The 22,112-nt window shown below is 71.3% G+C and carries 17 protein-coding genes and 2 pseudogenes; 8 read left to right on the top strand and 11 right to left on the bottom strand.

Annotated features, from left to right (window positions below; genetic code table 11):
• Window positions 1-74: 74 nt before the first annotated feature.
• Window positions 75-254, bottom strand: a pseudogene (locus tag AC5P09_RS47615) (serine/threonine protein kinase); the annotation flags it as partial.
• A gap of 88 nt (window positions 255-342) precedes the next feature.
• Between AC5P09_RS47615 and AC5P09_RS47610 the strand changes: the two are divergent.
• Window positions 343-894 (top strand): RNA polymerase sigma factor, encoded by a 552-nt coding sequence (locus AC5P09_RS47610; RefSeq protein WP_345562131.1) that lies wholly within the window; start codon window positions 343-345, stop codon window positions 892-894.
• 12 nt (window positions 895-906) lie between these two features.
• On the opposite strand, the gene AC5P09_RS47605 is transcribed toward AC5P09_RS47610, so the two are convergent.
• Window positions 907-3,285: a SpoIIE family protein phosphatase gene (locus AC5P09_RS47605; protein ID WP_493879924.1), complete on the bottom strand. Its 2,379-nt coding sequence runs from the start codon at window positions 3,283-3,285 to the stop codon at window positions 907-909.
• A 267-nt stretch (window positions 3,286-3,552) separates the two neighbouring features.
• On the opposite strand from AC5P09_RS47605, the gene AC5P09_RS47600 reads away from it, so the two are divergent.
• Window positions 3,553-6,648, top strand: coding sequence for a glycoside hydrolase family 2 TIM barrel-domain containing protein (locus tag AC5P09_RS47600; protein ID WP_493879923.1), 3,096 nt, complete (start codon window positions 3,553-3,555; stop codon window positions 6,646-6,648).
• Window positions 6,649-6,792: 144 nt separating this feature from the next.
• A complete protein-coding gene (locus tag AC5P09_RS47595) occupies window positions 6,793-9,036 on the top strand; it encodes a glycoside hydrolase family 9 protein (RefSeq protein WP_493879922.1) in 2,244 nt (747 codons plus the stop codon).
• Here AC5P09_RS47595 and qcrB read toward each other — a convergent pair.
• Both qcrB and sigJ read right to left on the bottom strand, forming a co-directional pair.
• Window positions 8,981-10,486, bottom strand: coding sequence for a cytochrome bc1 complex cytochrome b subunit (qcrB, locus tag AC5P09_RS47590; RefSeq protein ID WP_493879921.1), 1,506 nt, complete (start codon window positions 10,484-10,486; stop codon window positions 8,981-8,983). The two genes, AC5P09_RS47595 and qcrB, sit on opposite strands and share 56 nt — an antisense overlap.
• Window positions 10,483-11,427, bottom strand: coding sequence for an RNA polymerase sigma factor SigJ (sigJ, locus tag AC5P09_RS47585; RefSeq protein ID WP_493879920.1), 945 nt, complete (start codon window positions 11,425-11,427; stop codon window positions 10,483-10,485). Before sigJ ends, qcrB begins: the two co-directional genes overlap by 4 nt.
• Before the next feature lie 189 nt (window positions 11,428-11,616).
• On the opposite strand from sigJ, the gene AC5P09_RS47580 reads away from it, so the two are divergent.
• The 3 genes and pseudogenes from AC5P09_RS47580 (at window position 11,617) to AC5P09_RS47570 (ending at window position 14,416) form a co-directional block, all read left to right on the top strand.
• Complete coding sequence (locus tag AC5P09_RS47580; protein WP_307678968.1) at window positions 11,617-11,862, top strand: hypothetical protein; 246 nt, start codon at window positions 11,617-11,619, stop codon at window positions 11,860-11,862.
• Between the two features lie 3 nt (window positions 11,863-11,865).
• Complete coding sequence (locus AC5P09_RS47575; RefSeq protein ID WP_095755268.1) at window positions 11,866-12,243, top strand: toxin Doc; 378 nt, start codon at window positions 11,866-11,868, stop codon at window positions 12,241-12,243.
• 548 nt (window positions 12,244-12,791) lie between these two features.
• A pseudogene (locus tag AC5P09_RS47570) lies at window positions 12,792-14,416 on the top strand (RICIN domain-containing protein).
• A 20-nt stretch (window positions 14,417-14,436) separates the two neighbouring features.
• Here the strand turns inward: AC5P09_RS47570 and AC5P09_RS47565 are convergent.
• The 3 genes from AC5P09_RS47565 to abmR form a co-directional block, all read right to left on the bottom strand.
• A complete protein-coding gene (locus AC5P09_RS47565; protein ID WP_493879919.1) occupies window positions 14,437-15,612 on the bottom strand; it encodes a lactate 2-monooxygenase in 1,176 nt (391 codons plus the stop codon).
• A gap of 83 nt (window positions 15,613-15,695) precedes the next feature.
• Window positions 15,696-17,285 (bottom strand): purine-cytosine permease family protein, encoded by a 1,590-nt coding sequence (locus tag AC5P09_RS47560; RefSeq protein WP_493879918.1) that lies wholly within the window; start codon window positions 17,283-17,285, stop codon window positions 15,696-15,698.
• 202 nt (window positions 17,286-17,487) lie between these two features.
• Complete coding sequence (gene abmR / locus AC5P09_RS47555) at window positions 17,488-18,039, bottom strand: ATP-binding transcription factor AbmR (RefSeq protein WP_493879917.1); 552 nt, start codon at window positions 18,037-18,039, stop codon at window positions 17,488-17,490.
• A 334-nt stretch (window positions 18,040-18,373) separates the two neighbouring features.
• Here abmR and AC5P09_RS47550 point away from each other — a divergent pair, with 334 nt between their 5' ends.
• Window positions 18,374-18,808: a protease inhibitor gene (locus AC5P09_RS47550; protein WP_493879916.1), complete on the top strand. Its 435-nt coding sequence runs from the start codon at window positions 18,374-18,376 to the stop codon at window positions 18,806-18,808.
• Window positions 18,809-18,943: 135 nt separating this feature from the next.
• On the opposite strand, the gene AC5P09_RS47545 is transcribed toward AC5P09_RS47550, so the two are convergent.
• The 4 genes from AC5P09_RS47545 to AC5P09_RS47530 all read right to left on the bottom strand — a co-directional run bounded on the left by AC5P09_RS47545 (window position 18,944) and on the right by AC5P09_RS47530 (window position 21,357).
• A complete protein-coding gene (locus tag AC5P09_RS47545; protein WP_493879915.1) occupies window positions 18,944-19,336 on the bottom strand; it encodes an STAS domain-containing protein in 393 nt (130 codons plus the stop codon).
• Between the two features lie 142 nt (window positions 19,337-19,478).
• Complete coding sequence (locus tag AC5P09_RS47540) at window positions 19,479-19,676, bottom strand: CDGSH iron-sulfur domain-containing protein (protein ID WP_493879914.1); 198 nt, start codon at window positions 19,674-19,676, stop codon at window positions 19,479-19,481.
• Complete coding sequence (locus AC5P09_RS47535; protein ID WP_493879913.1) at window positions 19,657-20,322, bottom strand: HemK2/MTQ2 family protein methyltransferase; 666 nt, start codon at window positions 20,320-20,322, stop codon at window positions 19,657-19,659. Before AC5P09_RS47535 ends, AC5P09_RS47540 begins: the two co-directional genes overlap by 20 nt.
• A gap of 21 nt (window positions 20,323-20,343) precedes the next feature.
• Window positions 20,344-21,357, bottom strand: a complete 1,014-nt coding sequence (locus AC5P09_RS47530; protein WP_493879912.1) for an iron-containing redox enzyme family protein — start codon at window positions 21,355-21,357, stop codon at window positions 20,344-20,346.
• Between the two features lie 74 nt (window positions 21,358-21,431).
• On the opposite strand from AC5P09_RS47530, the gene AC5P09_RS47525 reads away from it, so the two are divergent.
• Window positions 21,432-22,040 (top strand): flavodoxin family protein, encoded by a 609-nt coding sequence (locus AC5P09_RS47525; RefSeq protein ID WP_493879911.1) that lies wholly within the window; start codon window positions 21,432-21,434, stop codon window positions 22,038-22,040.
• Window positions 22,041-22,112: the final 72 nt, after the last annotated feature.

The raw sequence follows: 22,112 nt of genomic DNA, 5'->3' as shown, positions 1-22,112 counted from the left end.
CACACGATCACCGTAGCCCGAACGGACCAGGACGCCGCAAGCCCGGAAGTCGACCATCACACGATCGAGTTAAACCGCGCCTCGGACATGAACCGTTCGCGCACGTCCAGTCGCTGCGACCAGTTGTCGGCGAGGACCTTCACGGCCACCGGGGCGTCGAGTTCGTCGTCGTGGGCGAGCCAGACCGTGCCGAACGCGCCGGTTCCCAGGCGCCGTTCGAGGCGGTAGCGCCCGATCCGCTCGACGGAGTGCATACGACTGTCATGCCTGGGCCGAGATCCGCCCGGGATCCGCCGGGACCGCCGGGGATCCGCCCCGAACCCGTCCCGAGGGGAGCAGCCCGTGCCGGACGCGGCACCGACCGAGGACCTCGCGCGGCGTGCGGCCGCGGGCGACCGGGGCGCGCTGGACGAGCTGCTGGAGGCGATCCGGCCCGAAGTCCTGCGCCGCTGCGGGCGGTTCCTGCCCTGCCGGGAGGACGCGGAGGAGGCGGCGCAGGATGTTCTCCTCCAAGTCGCCCGGAAGATCGGGACGTTCGAGGGCCGCAGCCGCTTCAGCACCTGGCTCTACACCGTCGTCGCCAACTGCGCCCGCCAGAAGTACCGCGAACTCAGGCGGCGGGCCGCCGAACAGCCGGCACCGATCGACGCGGCCCAGTACGTCGACCCGCGCACCACCAGCGTGATCGCCGGATCCCGCGTCGACCTGCTGGAGGCGCTGGAGCGGCTGGAGCGCGAACACCCGCATCTGGTCGCGCCGTTGGTGTACCGGGACATCTGCCAGCTGGAGTACGCGGAGGCCGCCGAACGGGCGGGCGTCCCGCTCGGCACGTTCAAGTCGCGGCTGCACGAGGCCCGCAGGCAGGTCCGGCCCTGGCTGTCGGCCACCTCCTGAAGCGCGCGCCGCTCACTCCTCGTCGGTCAGGCTGATCTCCGACCAGATCGTCTTGCCGTCGGTGGTGTGCCGGCTGCCCCAGCGCTGGGTGAGCTGGGCCACCAGGAGCAGACCCCGGCCGCCCTCGTCCCACGTCTTGGCGCGGCGCAGGTGCGGGGCCGTGTGGCTGGTGTCGGACACCTCGCAGATCAGCGTGGTGTCGTCGTGGATCAGGCGCAGCCGGATGGGGTGGGAGCCGTACCGGATCGCGTTGGTGACGAGTTCGCTGACCACCAGTTCGGCGGTGAACGCCGCCTGGCTCAGCTCCCACCGGTCGAGCTGGCCGACGACCTGCTTGCGGATCGGGGCGACGAGCGCCGGGTCGGCCGGGATGTCCCAGGTGGCGACCTGGGACGCGGGCAGCCCCCGGGTGCGGGCCAGCAGCAGCGCCACGTCGTCCAGCGCGCCGCCCGTCGGCAGCAGACCGTGCAGGACGCGGTCGCAGGTCTCCTCCAGCGAGGAGGACGGGACGGCGAGGGCCTCGCAGAGCAGGGCGTGGCTGGCGTCCACGTCCCGCTCCAGGGTCTCGATCAGCCCGTCGGTGTACAGGGAGAGGACGGTGCCCTCGGTCAGTTCCAGCTCCGCGCTCTCGAACGGCAGGCCGCCCAGGCCGAGCGGCGGCCCTGGCGGCATGTCGACCTCCTGGGGCGCGCCGCCCGGCGGGAGCATGACGGGCGCCGGATGCCCGGCCCGGGCCATCGTGCAGCGCCGGGACACCGGGTCGTACACCGCGTACAGGCAGGTGGCGCCGACCTCACCGGGGCGGCCCTCGCTGCCGGCCTCCGTGGACAGCCGTACGACGAGGTCGTCGAGGTGGGTCAGCAGCTCGTCCGGGGCCAGGTCGATGTCGGCGAGGGTGCGTACGGCGGTGCGCAGCCGGCCCATCGTCGCCGAGGCCTGGATGCCGTGGCCGACGACGTCCCCGACGACCATCGCCACCCGCATCCCGGACAGCGGGATCACGTCGAACCAGTCGCCGCCCACTCCCGCGCGGGCCGCCGGAAGATAGCGCGAGGCCGCCTCCACGGCGACCGTGCGCGCCAGTGAACGGGGCAGCAGGCTGCGCTGCAGGGCGAGGGCGGTCTCGCGTTCGCGGGAGTAGCGGCGGGCGTTGTCGATGCAGACGGCGGCCCGGGCCGTGACTTCCTCGGCCAGCAGCACGTCGTCCGGGGTGAACGGGTCCGGCCGCCGGAACCGGGTGAGGACGGCCACGCCGAGGGTCTGGCCGCGGGCCTGGATCGGCACGGACATCGTGGAGTGGATGCCGTACTCCTTGATGCGGTCCTTGCGCGCCGGGTCCCAGGCGAGCCACTCGGCGAGGTCGCGGGTCTGGGTCGACGCCACGATGGTGTGGCCCACCACCAGGGAGTCGGCCTGGGGCGAGGGCGCGGGGTAGACGTCGACCTGGCCCGGCTTGGCCACGGCCTCCGGGGTGCCCGGGTTCACGGACCGGTGGGCCGCCCGGCGCAGCCTGACCGGCGCGGTCAGCCGGGCGGTGAAGGGCTCGCCCCCTGCCTCCGGCGGGTCCAGCAGGTCGACGCTGACGAAGTCGGCGAGGGCGGGGACGACCACGTCCGCCAGTTCCTGAGCCGTTCGGGTGACGTCGAGGGTGGTGCCGATGCGGACGCTGGCCTCGTTCACCAGCTGGAGCCGTTCCCGGGCCAGGTACTGGTCGGTGAAGTCGTGGGCGGCGACGCACACCCCCCGTACCCGCCCCTTGGTGTCGGTGATCGGCGCCATCCGGGCCAGCCAGGCGTACATCCGGCCGTCGCCGCCGACCGGCACGTACGTCCGCACGTCGTGTCCCCGGCCGGTGGCGAGCACGCGGTGCAGATGCTGCTCGATGTCCTCGCTCTGCGGTCTGCCGCTCATCTCCGGCACCCGCAGCCCCCGCACCCGCTCCTCGGGCAGTCCGAGCACCTCGGCCATGGCGGAGTTCATCCGGCGCAGCCGCAGCCGCTCGTCGTAGATCGCGACGGCGCAGGGGGACTGCACGAGCTCGGCCCGGTCCAGCGGGTCGTCGGGCGCGTGCGGGCCGTCGCCCGCCAGCGGAGTGACCACGAGCCAGTGGCTGGGGCCGTCCTCGGGCTGTCTGTGGTGGGCGAGCAGCCACACGGACACCGTCGAACCGTTGCCGTGCCGCAGCAGGAGGGTCCCGTCCCAGCGGGTCTTGTCCGGCTTGGGGAACTCACCCGGGTCGGCGAGCAGCTCGACGGCGGGGCGGCCCACGACCTCGGTGGCCGGCCGGCCCAGGAGCAGGCGGGCGCCCTCGTTCCACTCGACCACCGTGCCCGCGTCGTCGACGACAGCCCGCGCCGTCGCGGCATCGTCGATCGGATACACCGGGCTCATCGTCGCCACTCCATCGCGGACACTCACAGTGAACAGGCGCGCCACTTCGGTCCCAGCCTAGTGCGTCGCGCTCGCGCGCGGACGGGGAACCGCAGTGCGGGCGGTGGCCGTCATCGAGCCGTGGTCAAGGGGGAAATCCGGCCGTTGTGACGCCCGGGGCAGAAGCAGCTCACCGCACCCTTGACGGGCGCGCGTGGCGCACCGTCAGAATCTGTTTGGTCACGATCAGTTGTGAGTACTTCTGGGCCCTAATGAGGGAGAGCCGCCATGACGGTCACTCGCAGATCGCTTCTCCTCGCCTCCGCGGCGGCGCCGGCGGCCGGCGCGCTTGTGGGCACCCCGGCGGCCTGGGCCGCCGAGGCCGCGCAGGGCGCGGCCGGTCGCCGGACGGTCGCGCTGCGCGACGGCTGGCGCTTCGCGCTGGTCGATCCGGGCGGGATCACCGACCCGACCGGTGAATACGCCGACGCCGCCGCTCCGGGTTACGACGACTCGGGATGGCGCGAGGTCGTGGTGCCGCACGACTGGAGCATCGAGCTGGCCCCGACCACGCAGCACGGCACCACCAGCGGCACCGGGTTCTTCCCCGGCGGCCTCGGCTGGTACCGCCTCGCCTTCACGCTGCCGCCCACCCTGGCCGGCAAGCGGATATCGGTGGAGTTCGACGGCGTCTACATGGACTCGTACGTCCACTGCAACGGCACGGAGGTGGGCCGCCACCCCTACGGCTACACCGGTTTCGCCTTCGACGTGACCGACCTGGTGCACACCGACGGCACCACCGAGAACGTGATCGCGGTCAAGGTGCAGAACCGGCTCCCCAGCAGCCGCTGGTACTCCGGCAGCGGCATCTACCGCGAGGCCCGCCTGGTGGTCACCGACCCAGTGCACGTGGCGCGCTGGGGCACGTACGTCACCACGCCGGACATCACCGAGGAGCGGGCGCTCGTCCGGGTGCGGACCTCCGTGCTGAACGAGACCGGCACCGCGAGCGAAGCCGAGATCCGTTCACTGATCAAGGACCCGGCCGGACGCACGGTGGCCCGCACGGCCACCACGGTCACCGTCGGCACCGAGGCGACCGAGACCCACGAACTCACCGTCACCCGACCCAAGCTCTGGGACCTCGCCTCGCCCCACCGCTACACCCTGGAGACCGAACTCCGTGTCGGCGGCAGGACGGTCGACACCTACCGCACCCCCTTCGGTATCCGCACCTTCCGCATCGACCCCGACGAGGGCTTCCACCTCAACGGCACCTACGCCAAGATCAAGGGCGTCGACCTGCACCACGACCTGGGGGCGCTCGGCGCCGCCGTCAGCATCGACGCGATCCGCAGACAGATGACCATCATGAAGTCGATGGGCGTCAACGCCTTCCGCACCTCCCACAACCCGCCCTCCCCGGAGATGATCGAGGTCTGCGAGGAACTGGGCATCGTGATGATGGTGGAGGCGTTCGACTGCTGGCGCAGCCCCAAGACGCGCTACGACTACGGCCGGTTCTTCGACGAGTGGGCCGACCGGGACATCACGGAGATGGTGCTGGCGGCCCGCAACTCGCCCGCCGTCATCATGTGGTCGATCGGCAACGAGATCTCCGAGTTCACCTCCACCTCCGGCCTCGCCATGGCGGACCGCCTGATCGCCGCCGTCAAGGCGTCCGACGACACGCGTCCGATCGTGATCGGCTCCCACCGGCACCGCAGCCTGCCCGCCGTGGGCTCCCCGGGCGACCTGATCCTCGCCAAGCTCGACGGCCTGGGCCTCAACTACAACACCGCCAAGTCGGTGGACGCCCTGCACGCCCGCTACCCGAACCTGTTCCTCTTCGAGTCGGAGTCGTCCTCCGAGACCTCCACCCGCGGCACCTACCAGGAGCCCGAACGCCTCAACACCGGCGAGAACCACACCCCGGGCAAGCGGGCGACCTCCTCGTACGACAACAACCTCGCCTCCTGGACCATGAGCGGCGAGTACGGGCACAAGAAGGACCGGGACCGGAAGTGGTTCACCGGGGAGTTCCTGTGGTCGGGCATCGACTACATCGGCGAGCCCACGCCCTACGACGTCTTCCCGGCGAAGGCGTCCTTCTTCGGCGCGGTCGACACGGCCGGCTTCCCGAAGGACATGTACTACCTCTTCCAGAGCCAGTGGGTCAGCGAGCCCATGGTCCATCTGCTGCCGATGACCTGGAACCACCAGCCCGGGGACACGGTCGAGGTGTGGGCGTACTCCAACGTCGACACCGTCGAGCTGTTCCTGAACGGCAGGTCGCTCGGCACGCGGAGGTTCGACACGAAGAAGACCACCGACGGCCGGGAGTACCTCGAGACCACCGAGGCGACCGGTGACGACAAGACCTTCACCGACGGCCCCTACCCCGGCAGCTACACCAGCCCGAACGGCAGCGCGGGCAAGCTTCACCTCACCTGGAAAGTGCCGTACAGGCCCGGCGAGTTGAAGGCGGTCGCCCGCAGCGAGGGCGAGGTGGTCGCCACCGACGTCCTGCGCACCGCCGGGAAGCCGCACGCCGTACGCCTCACCGCGGACCGCACGTCCCTCGCCGCCGACGGCCGTTCACTGGCCTTCGTGACCGCGGACATCGTGGACGCCCGCGGGGTGATCGTGCCCGACGCCGAGCACCTGATCTCCTTCGAGGTCCGGGGCGGTTCCCTCGCCGGTCTCGACAACGGCCGCGAGGAGAGCGCCGAGCGCTACCAGGCGAGCACCCGGACCGCCTTCCACGGCAAGGCACTCGCGATCGTGCGGTCCGGCACCGAGCCGGGGCCCTTGAAGGTGACCGCGCGGGTGGAGGGCCTGCGGTCGCACACCGTGAGCGTGCGGGCCACGCCCGCCCGGTCGGCCGCCACCACGCCGGCGGCCGCCTTCGGGCCCGACCATCCGGTGCCCGTGAACTACCCCCACGCGGACGCCAGTTACTCCGGCCGCCCCGACACCCTCCCCGCCGCGATGCTCGACGGTGACCCGGCCACCGGCTGGTCCAACGCCTTCACCAAGGCGGCCACCGCCCTGCTGCCCGCGTTCAACGGCGCGAGGGCCGAGGACTGGGTCTGCGTGGACTTCGGGCGGACCCGCACCTTCGACCGCGTGGAGGTCTCCTTCACCCTGAGTACGACCCACAGCCTGCCCGCCTCCGTGGCGGCCGAGGTGTGGAACGGCAAGGCGTATGCGCCGGTCGAGGGAGCGGCCGTGGACTGGGCCGCCGCTTCGGACGAACCGACCGTCGTCACCTTCGACGCCGTCCGCGGCTCGCGTCTGCGGCTCACCCTGACCAGCAGGTATCCGGGCGAGGCCCGGGGCGCGGTGCGCATCAGCAGGCTGGAGGTTCCGGCCGGCTGACCGGCTTCCGTGCGGTCCGGACGGGTGCCAGTCCCGTCCGGACCGTTGACGCGGTGTCATGTATCGCACAAACATGGCCTGCGTCCGCATCTGGGAGCGCTCCCACGACGAGCGTCACCCGCACCTCCCCCGAGGAGCCCAGACGTGAAACGACGCAGAACCGCCTTGCTCTCCCTGACGGCCCTGATCGGGGCGGCACTGGTGGGCCTCCCCGCCTCCGGGGCCGCCGCCGACGAGGTCGAACAGGTCAAGAACGGCACCTTCGACACCACCACCGCCCCCTGGTGGACCACCAGCAACGTCACCGCGGCCCTGTCCGACGGACAGCTCTGCGCGGACGTGCCGGGCGGCACCACCAACCGCTGGGACGCCGCCGTCGGCCAGAACGACCTCACCCTGGTCAAGGGGGAGTCGTACAGGTTCGCCTTCACGGCGAACGGTTCGCCCGACGGACACGCCGTGCGCGCGATCGTGGGCCTGTCGGCGGCGCCGTACGACACCTACTTCGAGGTGACCCCGCAACTGAGCGTGTCGGGGAACTCGTACTCCTACACCTTCACCTCGCCCGTCGACACCGCCCAGGGGCAGGTCGGCTTCCAACTCGGCGGCAGCGCCGACCCGTTCCGCTTCTGCATGGACGACGTGTCGCTGCTGGGCGGGGTGCCGCCCGAGGTCTACGAGCCCGACACCGGCCCTCGCGTGCGCGTCAACCAGGTCGCCTATCTGCCCGCGGGGCCGAAGAACGCCACGCTCGTCACCAGCGCGACCACGAAACTGCCCTGGCAGCTCAAGAACTCCACCGGCTCGGTGGTCGCCCAGGGCTGGACCGTGCCGCGCGGCACCGACGCCTCCTCCGGGCAGAACGTCCACTCGATCGACTTCGGTGCCTACAAGAAGCAGGGCACGGGCTTCACCCTGGTCGCCGACGGCGAGACCGGCCGGCCCTTCGACATCGGCACGGGCGCCTACGAGAAGCTGCGCCTGGACGCCGCGAAGTACTACTACACGCAGCGCAGCGGCATCGCGATCCGCGACGACCTGCGGCCGGGCTATGCCCGCCCTGCCGGCCACGTCGACGTGGCACCCAACCAGGGCGACTCCGCCGTCCCGTGCCAGCCCGGCGTCTGCGACTACACGCTCGACGTCACCGGCGGCTGGTACGACGCCGGCGACCACGGCAAGTACGTCGTCAACGGCGGCATCTCCACCTGGGAGCTGCTGAGCACCCACGAGCGCGCCCTGACGGCCCGCACCGGACAGCCGGCCAAGCTGGGCGACGGCTCGCTCGCCATCCCCGAGAGCGGCAACAAGGTGCCGGACATCCTCGACGAGGTCCGCTGGGAACTGGACTTCCTGCTGAAGATGCAGGTGCCGGACGGACAGCCGCTGGCCGGCATGGCCCACCACAAGATGCACGACGAACAGTGGACCGGCCTGCCGCTGCTGCCGAGCGACGACCCGCAGAAGCGCGAACTGCACCCGCCGAGCACCCAGGCGACGCTCAACCTGGCGGCGACGGCGGCACAGGCGGCCCGCCTCTACCGGCCCTACGACAAGGCCTTCGCGGCGCGAGCCCTCGCCGCCGCCCGCAAGGCCTGGACGGCTGCCCTCGCCCACCCCGAGAGGTACGCCGACCCGAACGACGGCATCGGCGGCGGCGCCTACGCCGACTCCGACGCCACCGACGAGTTCTACTGGGCGGCGGCCGAGCTGTATCTGACCACGGGGGAGAAGGCCTTCGCGGACCACGTCCTCGCCTCGCCCGTCCACACGGCCGACATCTTCGGCCCCCTCGGCTACGACTGGGCCAGGACGGCGGCAGCGGCCCGCCTCGACCTCGCGACCGTGCCGAGCAAGCTGCCCGGCCGGGACAAGGTGCGCCAGTCCGTGATCAAGGGCGCGGACCGCTACCTGACCACCCTGACGTCACATCCCTACGGCATGCCCTACGCCCCCGCCGACAACCTCTACGACTGGGGCTCCAACCACCAGATCCTGCACAACGCCGTCGTCATCGCCACCGCCTACGACATCAGCGGCGCCTCGAAGTACCGTGACGGGGCCGTCCAGAGCATGGACTACATCCTCGGCCGCAACGCGCTGAACATGTCGTACGTGACCGGCTACGGCGAGGTCAACGCCCACAACCAGCACAGCCGTTGGTACGCCCGCCAGCTCGACCCGAGCCACCCGGCCCCGCCCGACGGAACCCTCGCCGGCGGACCGAACTCGAGCATCCAGGACCCCTACGCACAGAGCAAACTCCAGGGCTGCGTCGGCCAGTTCTGCTACATCGACGACATCCAGTCCTGGTCGACCAACGAGCACACCATCAACTGGAACTCGGCCCTGACCCGGATGGCGTCCTTCGTGGCGGATCAAGGCTGACGCGCTCACGCTCCACCAGTTCCCCCGGCCGCTCATGGGCGGTCAGGGTGTGGAGCCGGGCCTGGTCGAGCGGCTGGTGCACCTCGACGTACTCGCCGTGCGGCAGCCGCTTGATCACGCCCGTCTCCCGACCGTGCAACACCAGCTCCCGGTCGCGGAGTTGGAGCCCGAGGCAGATGCGCCGGGTGACGACGAAGACGACCACCGGGACGACGAACACCGCGATGCGGACCGCCCACGTCACCGTGTTGATCGACAGGTGGAGACGGGTCGCCACGATGTCGTTGCCCCCGCCCGCCAGCAGGATCAGGTAGGCGCTGATCCAGGCCGCGCCGATCGCCGTACGGACGGGCCGGTTGCGGGGGCGGTCGAGGAGGTGGTGCTCCCGCCTGTCACCCGTGATCCGGGCCTCCAGGAACGGATACACGCCGATGAACAGCAGGAGGAGCGGGAAGACGACGATCGGGATCAGCACCCCGAGGACGAGTGTGTGGCCCCACAGGGTGATCTCCCACCCCGGCATGATCCGCACCAGTCCCTCCGCGAAGCCCAGATACCAGTCGGGCTGGGCGCCCGTGGAGACCTGGTCGGCGCGGAAGGGGCCGTACGCCCAGACCGGGTTGATCGTCGCCACGGCCGCGATCAGCGCCAGCACCCCGAAGACCAGGAAGAAGAAGCCGCCCGCCTTCGCCAGGTACACCGGCATGAACGGGGCGCCGACGACGTTGCGTTCGGTCCGGCCGGGACCCGCGAACTGGGTGTGCTTGTGGTACACGACCAGCAGGATGTGAGCCACCACGAGCGCCGCCATGATGCCCGGGACGACCAGGACGTGCAGCGCATAGAAGCGGGCCACGATGTCGTCGCCGGGGAACTCGCCGCCGAACAGGAACATCGAGAGATACGTCCCCACGACCGGGACCGCCAGCAGGGCGCCGTCGACGAACCTCAGGCCCGTCCCGGACAGCAGGTCGTCCGGCAGCGAGTAGCCGAACAGGCCCTCGAACAGGCCGAGGAAGAGCAGGGACCAGCCGAACAGCCAGTTGATCTCCCGCGGTTTGCGGAACGAGCCGGTGAAGAAGTGCCGCATCATGTGCGTGAACATCCCGGCCACGAACACCAGCGCCGCCCAGTGGTGCAGCTGCCGGATCAGCAGCCCGCCGCGCACGTCGAAGCTGATGTCCAGCGTGGAGGCGTACGCCTCGGACATGCGGACGCCGTTGAGCGGGGTGTAACTGCCGTGGTACGTCACCTCGTTCATCGACGGATGGAAGAAGAGCGTGAGCCACACGCCGGTGAGGATCAGGACGACGAAGCTGTACAGACAGATCTCGCCGAGCAGGAAGGACCAGTGGTCGGGGAAGACCTTGCGCAGGTACCGCCTGCCGAGGGTGTGGATGCCGAGACGGCCGTCGAACCAGTCGGCCACCCGCTCGCCCTTGCTTGTCACGTCTCCTCCCGGTGTACGTGCGTGAGCTTCTCGGGGTTGGTCACGATGTAGACCCCCGACACCTGGTCGCCCTCGGGGGTGAGGTCCATGACCATCACCGCGTACGGCGAGTCGCCCTCGAACAGCACGGCCGCGTCGTCGCCGTTGACGCGCCGGTAGCGCAGGTCCAGGTTCTGCGGGGTGCGCCGGCCGACGTAGCCGGTGATGAGACGGACGGCCTTGTCCCGGCCGTGCACCGGGCGCAGTCCCGCCGGTTTGCGCAGGCCCCCGCCGTCCGTCCACACCGTGACGTCCGGCGCCAGGATCTCCATCAGCTCCGCGATGTCCCCGCCGAGCGCGGCCCGCACGAACCGCTCCGTCGCCTCCCGGCGTACCCGCGGATGCGCCCGGTACAGCGGCCGCCGCGCGTGCACATGGCCCCGCGCGCGATGCGCCAGCTGGCGTACGGCCGCCGGGGTGCGGTCGATGATCTCCGCGATCTCGGTGTGGGCGTACCCGAACACCTCGTTCAGGACGAACACCGCCCGTTCCAGCGGCGTCAGGGACTCCAGCACCACCAGCATCGCCAGCGACACCGACTCGGTGCGCAGCGCCGGATCCTCGGCCCCGCCGTCGTCGCCCGCGACCAACGGCTCGGGCAGCCACGGACCGACGTACGTCTCCCGGCGGCGGCTGACCGCGGCGCGGCGGGCCAGCGCGTGGTTCACGGCGATACGGACCAGATACGCCCGGGGATTGTCGATGCCGTCGAGCGAGGCGCCGCCGCGCCGCCCCGTCCAGGACAGCCAGGTCTCCTGGAGCACGTCCTCGGTGTCGGCGACACTGCCCAGCATGTTGTAGACGACGCCGAACAACAGCTCCCGATGCCCGACGAACACACCGGTCGCATCGCCCGGCGGCCCGCCGGTCTCGGAACGGTCGGAAACGGTGTGCTCGGACATGTGTGGGCCTCCCCGGTGGCGCGCTCACCACTGCGACGGCGGGCGGGTGCCGGAATGTGACATCAGGCCGGTGGAATGTGACCCACGCCTCACCCCCGGGCCGCCGTCAGGTACCCCTCCGGTACCGCTGCACTACTTGCCTGACCTGGGGATATTTACGAGTAAGTACCCGCGCGGTACCGTGAAGGCATGCCAGCTCTCAACGTGGAGTTCAGCGACCGCGAGCTAGAGGACCTGCGGCAGATCGCCAAGGAGCGGGGTACGTCCATGAAGGCCCTCGTGCGAGAGGCGGCCGCCGCCGACATCGCCCGGCACCGAGCACTGCAGGAGGGCGCGGAGGCCTTCCGCCGGTTCTTCGCGGCCCACGCCGACGAGTTCGCGGAGGCCTTCCCGGACGACGAACCGGCCGCCAAGGGCGAGGGGCGGGTCGCCTGACCCATGGCTCCCGTCGTTCACATCGACGTGCCCTGGCTGCTCCAGCGGCACGAAGAGGTCCTGCCCGACCAGCCCACGATCAACGACTTCTCCGCCTTAGTCGCCGCCGTCGCCCGGCACCGCGTCGACCCGCCCCGCCTCGGCGTGGACTCCGACCCGGCCTGGCGGGCCGCCGCCCTGCTGCACACCCTCGCCCTGCTCAAGCCACTGCCGTCGGCCAACGCCCGCTTCGCCTGTGCGACGGCGGTGGCGTACATGTTCGTGAGCGGCGTCGGCATCGACCCGCCCTACGGCGCCCTCGTCGACCTCGCCCGCGACCTGATCTCCGGAAAGACGGACGTGTACGGCGCGGCGGACCGGCTGCGGTCCTGGCAGATCTGAGGCTCCCGGGCGCGGATCCGCCGTCCGCCCCGGGGCCGCCGGCCGAGGGCGGGAGGAACGGGGCCGGCGGCCGACTGCGCGCAGAAGAGCCTCCCCCAAGCTCTCGGCTTCGCTCGGGCCCGGGGGGACCCCCACCCTGCGCGGGGCCTCCGAGGAAAAGGCCGGTTCCAGTGCACTGCGCGGCCGGGTGTGCCGGGAGCGTGCGTACCGCTCCGGTATGTGCGCGTGAATCACACGGGGCGCATGCGAGGGCGAAAGCCGGTACGGGCTCGGTGAGTTGCCCGCTGTCCCGGCGCCGTATCTGACTTTCTTTCAATGGTGTGGATGTTTCCCAAGTGCCTTGTTGGTCATGAGTGACTGTGCAAGGGTGAAGAACCGGTGTGGGGGGTAAGGGCCGGCTCGCATTCGTCCCGTGGGGAACCGGGACGGACGGAAGCCGGAGAATTCACGCTCCTCACGCTCGCGCCCGAAAGACGAGCGCCGGTCCGGGCTTCTTTCCGGCGACCAGAACTTCTGTGTCCCCATGCGCGTGGGAAGGAATCCGCTCAGTGCCCACCCCCCACCCCCCTCGCCCTCCCTATCCTCCGGCAGGCGGGGTCCCCGAAGAATCCGACGAGAGCCTCGGCGCCGCGCTCAGAGGCCGCCCGGACGTCGAGGTCGGCAAGTCCGTCGCGCTGCTCATGGCGCGGCACTGGCAGCCGGTCCACGAGTACGCGGCGATCTGCCTGGCCTCGCCCGAGGACACCGCCTCGATGGTCACCGCCGCCGCCTTCCACCAGGTCTTCGACCGGCTCACCCTCGGCGAGCCGGCCGTGGCGCTGCGTCCGCGGTTACTCGTGACAGTGCGGGACACCGTCAGACAGTGGTCGGCCGAGGAGTACATATCGGCAGTATTGCCGGAGTTGGGGAAACCCTCCGGAGGCCGCGGTATGCGCGCGGCCAAGTCACTGACGCCGGAAAATCGCAAGTTGGCGGAGCGTTCATTCCATACGCTCCCCGGACTCGCCCGGTGTTTGCTGTGGCACGTCGAGGTCGAGGCGGAGGGTATTGCCGTCCCCGCCGCTCTCCTCGGCATGGATACCGACACCGCGTCGGCGGCTCTCGAACAAGCGCGTGAAAAACTCCGCGAAGGATGTGTACATGCCCATCGGGAACTCGCGCCGACCAAGGATTGCCGCTTCTACAACCGCCTCCTCGACGTTCCCATTCGCCGCGGCGGCGCCCTGCTGCCGGATGTCCGGCAACACCTGGGGGAGTGCCGCCACTGCCGAAACGCCGCCGAACAACTGAGCCATTTCGAGGGCGGCTTGGGATGCTGCTCGCCGAGGCGGTGCTCGGCTGGGGCGGCCGACGCTATCTGGAGACCCGTCCGGCCCGCACGCAGCAGCCGCCCCGTCCACGCGGTTCCTCCCGGCACGGCGGCGGACGCCGTCGACTGCTGCCGGGGATCCCGACGCCTGGCCGTCGGCTCCCGGGCGGCGGACTGCGCTCCTCCAGGACGCTCCTGACGGGCGTGGGCCTGGCCTCCGCGGGGCTGCTCGCGACCGCGCTGGTCGCCGGCCTGTGGTCGGACGAGGACGGCGTCGACCCGGCCGCCTCCACCAGCGCGACCGGCGGCGTCGGCGTGGCCCCGGGCGCCGACACCCCGGCCCCGCCGACGGCGTCCTCCGGCACCGCCCAGCTCCCCACCGTTCCGGGACGCACCAGACTGCGCAACATCGCCGCCGACCTGTGCCTCGACATCACGGGCGAACCGAAGCCCGGGGCCGGTACCGAGCTGGCGGCCTGCTCGTCCGCCCCGACACAGCAGTGGACGTACGAGAGCGACGGGCTGCTGCGCAGCGTGGCGGAGACCGACCTGTGTCTCGACTCGCACGCCGACGCCGGCGTGGTCATCCTCGGCACTTGCGCCGGGGAGAAGACGAAGCGGGCCGACGACGTGCGCTACGACCTCACCGTGCAGGGCGAGTTGCTGCCCCGCTGGGACGAACAGCTCGCCCTCACCTCCACGACCGACGACCCGGGCGCCGACATCGTCGTCAAGGTCCGCGACGGCTCCACCGGGCAACGCTGGCTGACCGATCCGGCGTCGACGGCCACCCCCGGCTCGCTGTCGGACACCGGGACGCAGCCGCCCGGCGCGCGGGTGGTGGGGCTGTCGGACCGTATCTAGTGCCGGAGTCTGTCCGGCCCTTATGCCGGCCCCGGCCCCTCCACCAGGTCGGCGGGGCCGACGGTCGCCGGGGTGGCGTGTCCGGACAGGGCCAGGGTGAGGTCCAGCTCCGCGAGGAGACAGCGGATCACGTGCTCGACGCCCGGCCGGCCGTCGAGTCCGAGGCCGTAGACGTACGGCCGACCGACGAGTACCGCCCGGGCGCCCAGGGCGAGGGCCTTGAAGACGTCGTCGCCCGTGCGGATGCCGCTGTCGAACAGGACGGTCAGGCGGTCGCCGACCGCTGCCGCGACCCGCGGCAGCGCGTCGGCCGCCGCGACCGACCCGGCCACCTGACGGCCGCCGTGGTTGGACACCACCACCCCGTCCATCCCGGCATCGGCGGCGAGCCGGGCGTCGTCCGGGTGCAGAACGCCCTTGAGGACGATCGGGCCGTCCCAGTTCTCCCGCAGGAACGCCAGGTCCGGCCAGGTCTTGGCGGGATCCGCGAACATGCCGACGAAGTGCATCACCGCCGCGTTCGGGTCCTCGTGCACCGGCTTGGCCAGGCCCGCCCGGAAGGCCGGGTCGGAGAAGTAGTTGGCGGTGCCCACGCCGTGCAGGAACGGCAGATACGCCTGGTCGAGATCGCGCGGCCGCCAGGACAGCAGCGGTGTGTCGAGCGTGACGACCAGCGCGGTGAACCCGGCCGCCTTCGCCCGGTTCAGGAAACTCCGGGCCACCTCGGGGTCCTTCGGCCAGTACAGCTGGAACCAGCGCTCGGCGTCCCCCATCGCCTCGGCGACCTGCTCCATCGGCGTGCTGGACGCCGAGGACAGGATGTACGGAACGCCCTGCGCGGCGGCGGCCCGGGCGGCGGCCGGCTCGGCGTCCGGGTGCATGATCGACAGCACGCCGACCGGTGCCAGGGCCAGCGGCGCGGGCAGGGAACGGCCCAACACCTCGACGGACAGGTCCCGTTCGTGGACGTCCCGCAGCATGCGCGGCACGATCCGGCGGCGCTCCAGAGCGGCCCGGTTGGCGCGGGCCGTACTGCCGTCGCCCGCGCTGCCCGCCACATAGCCGACCGGGCCGGGGCCGAGCCGCTGCTCGGTCAGCTCCTCCAGCCGGGTCAGATCGGTGGGCAGGCGCGGTACGGCGCCCGACATCCCGTTCAGATAGATCTCGTACTGGAAGTCCGCCCAGTGCTTGCCCATCGGTACCGCCCCGCCTCTCCTCGTCGAGCAGCGTCGCCCCGACGATACCGGCGAGTAGGCACAGGTCCGCCCGCCGGGGACGATCAGGGGCGGGCAGTGGTCGTCGTGCGCGCGTCGGCGAGAACGACAGCCCGCCCGTCGGGACCGGTGATCGGCGGCACCGGGGTGTCGACGGTCCGGGCCAGCCGGGCGCCCTCGGGGCCGTAGACGGCCCGCGGTTCGGGGAACAGCCGCAGCATCGCCAGGTACAGCACCGCGGACACGACCAGGGACAGCGGCAGGCTGATGTCGACGCCGTTCGCCAGGTCGCCGAGCGGGCCGACGAACTGGCCCGGGATGTTGGTGAAGAGCACGCCGGCGAGCGCCGACACCCACCAGGCGGTCATGCCCCGCCAGTTCCAGCCGTGCGCGAACCAGTAACGGCCGCCGCGCTGACGGCGGTTGAAGACCTGGAGTGCCTCCGGGTCGTACCAGCCGCGCCGGACGTAGAAGCCCAGGATCATCACGACCATCCACGGAGTGGTGCAGGTGATGATCACCGTGGCGAAGGTCGAGATCGACTGTACGAGGTTCAGCCCGAAGCGCCCGACGAAGATGAACGCGATGGACAACACGCCGACCAGCACCGTCGCCCGCACCCGGGACAACCGGGGGAACACCGAGGAGAAGTCCAGCCCGGTGCCGTACAGCGAGGTCGTGCCCGTCGACATGCCGCCGATCAGCGCCAGCAGACACACCGGCAGGAAGAACCAGCCCGGCGAGATCGCCAGCAGCCCGCCCACGAAGTCGGGGGCGGCAGGATCGACGTACTCCGGGGCCTTCCTGGCGATGATGCTCGCGGTCGCCAGGCCGAAGACGAACGGCAGCAGCGTCGCGATCTGCGACAGGAACGCGGCGCCGACCACCCGCCGGCGCGGGGTGCTCACCGGGATGTAGCGCGACCAGTCGCCGAGGAACGCCCCGAAGGACACCGGGTTGGACAGCACGATCAGGGCCGCGCCGATGAAGGACGGCCAGAACAGGGCGTCGGTCGCCGCGTCCGCCGAGTCGGTGAACACGCCCGCGTAGGACGGGTCGAAGTCACCGGCGAAGGCGATCGCGCCGAGCAGGAACAGCACGGTCGCCGAGGCCACCGCGACCTTGTTGACGAACAGCATGAACCGGAAGCCGTACACGCACACCGCGAGGACCAGACCGGCGAAGAGCGCGTACGCGACGCCGTACGTCACGTCGTCGCGCTCCAGGCCGAAGAGCCGGTGCGCGCCGCCCACCAGGGCGTCGCCGGAGCTCCACACCGAGATGGAGAAGAACGCGATCGCCGTGAGCAGGGAGAGGAAGGAGCCGACCACCCGGCCGTGCACGCCGAGGTGCGCGGACGACGAGACGGCGTTGTTGGTGCCGTTGACCGGACCGAACACCGCCATCGGGCACAGGATCAGCGCACCCACCACGACGCCGAGGAGGGTGGCCGCGAGCCCCTGCCAGAAGGACAGGCCGAACAGGATCGGGAAGGCGCCGAGCACACAGGTGGAGAAGGTGTTGGCGCCGCCGAAGGCGAGCCGGAACAGATCGAGCGGGCTCGCGCTGCGGTCCGCGTCGGGGATGCGGTCGACGCCGTGCGTCTCGACCTTCGTCAGGGACGGCGCGGGGGAGGAGTCGGGCTGCGGGGACAAGGGGGCTCCAGCGAGGGGACGGCGGTGGAGCGCGTGGTGGCGCGGTGGCGAGGACGGCCGCTCGCTGTCGCCGGGGTGGGGGATGCGAACGGATGCCGTCCTCTTCGGGATCTGCCGACCGTAAGGCCGTGCGAAAGATCCGCACCAGAGGACGGTTCATCCATCCTTCGGGGCGTGACTGGACGAATCATCCGCCTCCCGGTCACTCACCGTCCGCCGCGGGCTCCTCGGGCTCGGCGTCCGGTCCCTGGGCCCGCACCCGCTGGACGTGTTCGAGGGAGTCCCGCAGTTCGGCGAGCCAGTCGTCGGTGTGGCGCTGCACCAGGCGGACGCACCAGGCGAGGGCGTCGCTGCGGCTGCGGGCGACACCGGCGGCCACCAGGGTGTCGAGGACCTGGCGCTCGGGCTGGCGCAGCCGGGTCATCACGGGCGCCGCCACATGGGTGAACAGGACCCGCTCCCCGCCGCACTCCACGCCCCAGGACACCTTCCGGCGGAACCGGTGCTGGGCCTCCTGCGCCACCTCCATGCGCGTCTCCCGGGTGCGCTCCCGGAACTCCTGGACCCGGCCCTGCACGGCCGCCTCCCGCTCGGCGGCCGAGACGTCCTCGGCGAGCCGGGGTTCGGGGATGCGGCCGATCACGGTGATCTCCTCGCGGTCGGCCGTCACCTCTACCAGCGCCTCGAAGAGGTCGTCCGGCACGCGGCCGGCGAACCAGCCGCGCAGCTTCTCATGCTGCTCTGTCGTAATCATGTAATCACCATTACTCCGCTTGCGCCCCAACACAAGGGGCAGACCGGAAGTGCGCTCACGGCTGAAGCGGAATGTTTCAGGACTATTAAATGGCGGGGGGAATCGGGCCATCCGGCCGGAAAGGGCGATCAAGAACCGCGCGATTCCAGGGTTGAAACGTTCGAATTCCGTTACTTCACGCCACTGATTCAATACACAAGGTTACTGAAACCGGTGGGGTCGATGTGAGTTCCGGTGCCGGACTCGGCAGACTCGCGCTCGCCGCACCGGCACCGACCGAGCCGGATCGCGGCGTACCGACATCTCGTCGAACCGAAGCGGAAGGATGCACACAATGCGGAACACCGCGCGCTGGGCAGCGACCCTGGGCCTCACGGCCACCGCAGTCTGCGGACCCCTGACAGGCGCCGCCCTCGCCGAACCCTCCACCACCCCGTCCGCGCTCTACGCCCCCTCGGCCCTGGTGCTCACCCTGGGCCACGGCGACAGCACCGCCACCGTCACCCCGGAACGCGCGGTCACCCTCACCTGCGCCCCGACCGCCTCCGGCACCCACCCGGCCGCCACCTCCGCCTGCGCGGAACTGCGCGCCGCCGACGGGGACTTCGACGCCCTGACGGTCAGAGGCGACGTCCTGTGCACCAAGGAGTACGACCCCGTGGTCGTCACCGTCGACGGTGTCTGGCGCGGCCAGCGCGTCTCCTACGAGCGCACCTTCGCCAACGAGTGCGTGAAGAGCTTCCACGGGAACAGCGTCTTCACGTTCTGAGGGACCGGGATCGCATGGTCCCCGTGAACGTCCCGGGGGGCCCGCAGTAGGGGAGTGCGTACCCCTGTCACGGGGACCTGTGATCCCGCACCGGGGGTCGGCGGGCGGAGTGGGGCCGCCCGCCGATTCCTCCGGTCATTCGTCGTCCTTCTCCACGGGATCCTTCTCCACGGGAACGTCCGGCAGTGGCGGGAAGCGGTCCAACAGGCCCGAGACGCGCAGGAGTTGGTGGATGCGCGGCCGGTCGCTGACGAGGCGGAGCCGGCCGCCGCGCTGCCGGGCCCGGGTCTCGGCCCGGCACAGCACGCGCAGCCCGGAGCAGTCGAAGAAGTCGACGCGTCTCAGGTCCACCAGCACGTCCGGTTCGGGGCCCGCGGTCGCGGCGTCCAGGTGCTCCACCAGGAAGCCGGCCGACGCCAGGTCGATCTCGCCCGCGACCTCGACCACCGTGAAGCGTCCGCCCGCCCGGGTGCGGGCATGGGGGTTCGCCGCAGGGGCTTCGAAGGCGCGGTCGTCCGCGTCCGGCATGTCCGCTCCACCTCGGCAGGGGCGCATTCGATCTCGGTAGCTACCCGGCCGCGGCACGAACCATCCCCGCTACGGGTCCCGTACGCCCAGATTCACTCGACCAGGTGAATCTCCGCCGGTTCGATTGACGATCGCCGGTTTTCTAGCCCCTGTCGCGGTGGCTGGTGTCGCACCAGGGATACCGCCGGCTGCGGCGGCAGGTGCACAGGGCCACGCGGAAGCGGTCGGAGGCGACCGTGGTGCCGTCCTCCAGTTCCACTTCGACCGGGCCCTCCACCAGCAGGGGGCCGCGGCGCCGCACGGTGATCCGGCGGGGCTTGTCAGACGGGGAGTTCGGCACGGACGACCACCAGCTCTTCCTTCTCCTCGGCGGGCGACAGCAGCCCCCGCTCCCGCAGCCAGCCCTCCCGCCCCCGCAGCACCGGACCGAAGTCGATCCGCTGCCGCCGGGTCACGGACGCCTTCAGCCCGGCCGAGCGCAGATGCTCCAGCGTGCGGCCGGGGTCGCTCAGCGCGGAGTGCACGATCAGCAGGACACCGCCGGGGCGCAACAGCGGCGGCGCCTCCCGGCAGATCCGGTCCAGCACGAACCGCCCGTCACGGCCCGCGTCCCAGGCGCGGGCGGGCCCGTGCGGCAGCCGCGCGCCCAGGGGTGCCGGCACGTACGGCGGGTTGGTCAGAATGAGATCGAACGACCGGTCCCGTACGGGACCGAAGAGGTTCCCGCGCAGGATGCGCACCGGAATTCCCGTCAGCCAGGCGTTCAGCCGTGCCGTGCACACCGCGCGCCAGGACACGTCCACCGCGGTCACCCGGGTGCCGCGGCGCGCGGCCTCCAGCGCGAGCGCACCCGACCCGGTGCCCACGTCGAGCACGTCCGCGCCCGGTGGCAGCGGCTCTTCCGACAGGGCTCCGGCGAGCAGGGCGGTGTCCTCCTGAGGGGCGTAGACGCCCGGCAGGACCAGCGGCAGTACCAGTGGATTCACCTCGACCGGGTACCCCGACAATCAGGAGCTATGGGGTATTTCGGAAGCGAGGGGTGTGCGCAGCGACGACCGTCCGGCCCGCCAGTCGGTGAGCAGACGGGCGGCCAGGCGGTCTTCGACGTGTCCGGTGGCGTCGATACCGAAGGCGACATCGGCCTCCAGTTGCGGCTCCTCGGCCAGCAGCCCGCCGATGACCTCGTGGCGTACGACCTGTTCGTGCACCGCGTCGGCCTCGACGTGTTCGTCGTAGAAGAACTCGGCGGCCGGCCCCGCGCCGGTACGCCGCATCGCCTCGGCCAGCCGCCGCGAGCCCGGCGACGAGGTGATCTCGACCGCCGCGAAGTGGCCCACCAGCGCGCCCCGGAGGGACCGGTGCAGGCCGAACAGGGACATGAGGTTCACCGTGGCCAGCACCTCCGCGGACGCCGCGTCGAGGTAGCGGCCGTACGTCGTGTCGAGGCCCAGGTCCGTCATCAGGTCGGCGAACAGCCGCGCGTGCACGCGGTCCGGGCGGCCGCCGCCGTACTCGTCGAACTCCACCGCCGCCATCCCCGCCTTGGCGCGGCCCCACAGCCGCGGCAGCACCCAGGCGTGCGGATCGGCCTCCTTGAGGTGGTACAGCGAGCGCTGCGCGGCGTACTCGCGCACGTGCCACAGCTCGCCCTCCTTGTGCAGGTAGTGGGTGACGCCCGTCCCGTCGACCGGTTCGACCAGGATCTCGGCCAGCGCGTCCGCCGCGCTCTCGTGCACGGCGGTGTCCGCGCGCAGGGCGGACAGGAAGCGGTGCTCCAGCGCGGCGCGGGTGCGCAGCAGGTCCGGGTCCCACTCGCGGTCCGGGGCGACGCCCTCGAAACCGCGGTAGTGCAGCTCGTAGCAGAGATACAGGGCCAGCTGGAGGTCGTCGCCATACACGGTCGCGCCCGCGACCTCCTCGGGGCGCGGCAGCGGTCCGGCACCCCGGAGGTACTCCGTCACGGCTGCCGAGACCGGCCCCCGGGCGGAGGGCAGGCGTGGTTCCTGACTCTCGTGTGGCATGTGCCCCGGGTACCCAGGCCGTGCGGCCTGCCACCCCTGACTGGAGTCGGCGCGCAGGGGTACTCCGAGCCGACATGAAGGCACTCGTGATCAACTGCACCCTCAAGAGGTCGCCGGACCCCTCCAACACCGAGGCACTGGCGGGCGTCGTCGCCGAACGGCTCGAGAAGGACGGTGTTCAGGTCGAGGTCCTGCGGGCCGTGGACCTGAACATCGAGCCCGGCGTGACCAGCGAGCCCGTACGCGAGGGCGACGCCTGGCCGGGTGTCCACGACAAGCTGCTGGACGCCGAGATCCTCGTGATGGCCTCGCCGACCTGGCTCGGTCGGCCGTCCTCCGTCGCCCAGCAGGTCCTGGAGCGGATGGACGCGCTGATGTCCGAGACCGACGACGAGGGCAGGCCCGTCGCCTACAACCGGGTCGCGGGCGTGGTCGTCACCGGCAACGAGGACGGCGCCCACCACGTCATCAGCGAGATCTCGGGCGCGCTCGCCGACCTCGGCTACACGATCCCCGGCCAGGCGTGGACCTACTGGCACCTCGGGCCCGGGCCCGGCCCCGACTACCTCGACGACGAGCAGGGCCGGGACTGGTCGCACCGGACGGGCCGGGCCATGGCGGCCAACCTGTACGGCGTGGCGAGCGCCCTGGCGGCACGCCCCGTGGGCGCGCCGCCAGGCTAGGGGGTGTTTCGAAAGTCCCGCACAGCACCCACGGCGCCCGGCACGCACTCTCGCCGCACCGGCCGAAAGCCC

The organism is Streptomyces sp. a15 (assembly GCF_059026085.1).
This window is presented reverse-complemented; position numbering and strand designations above follow the sequence as displayed.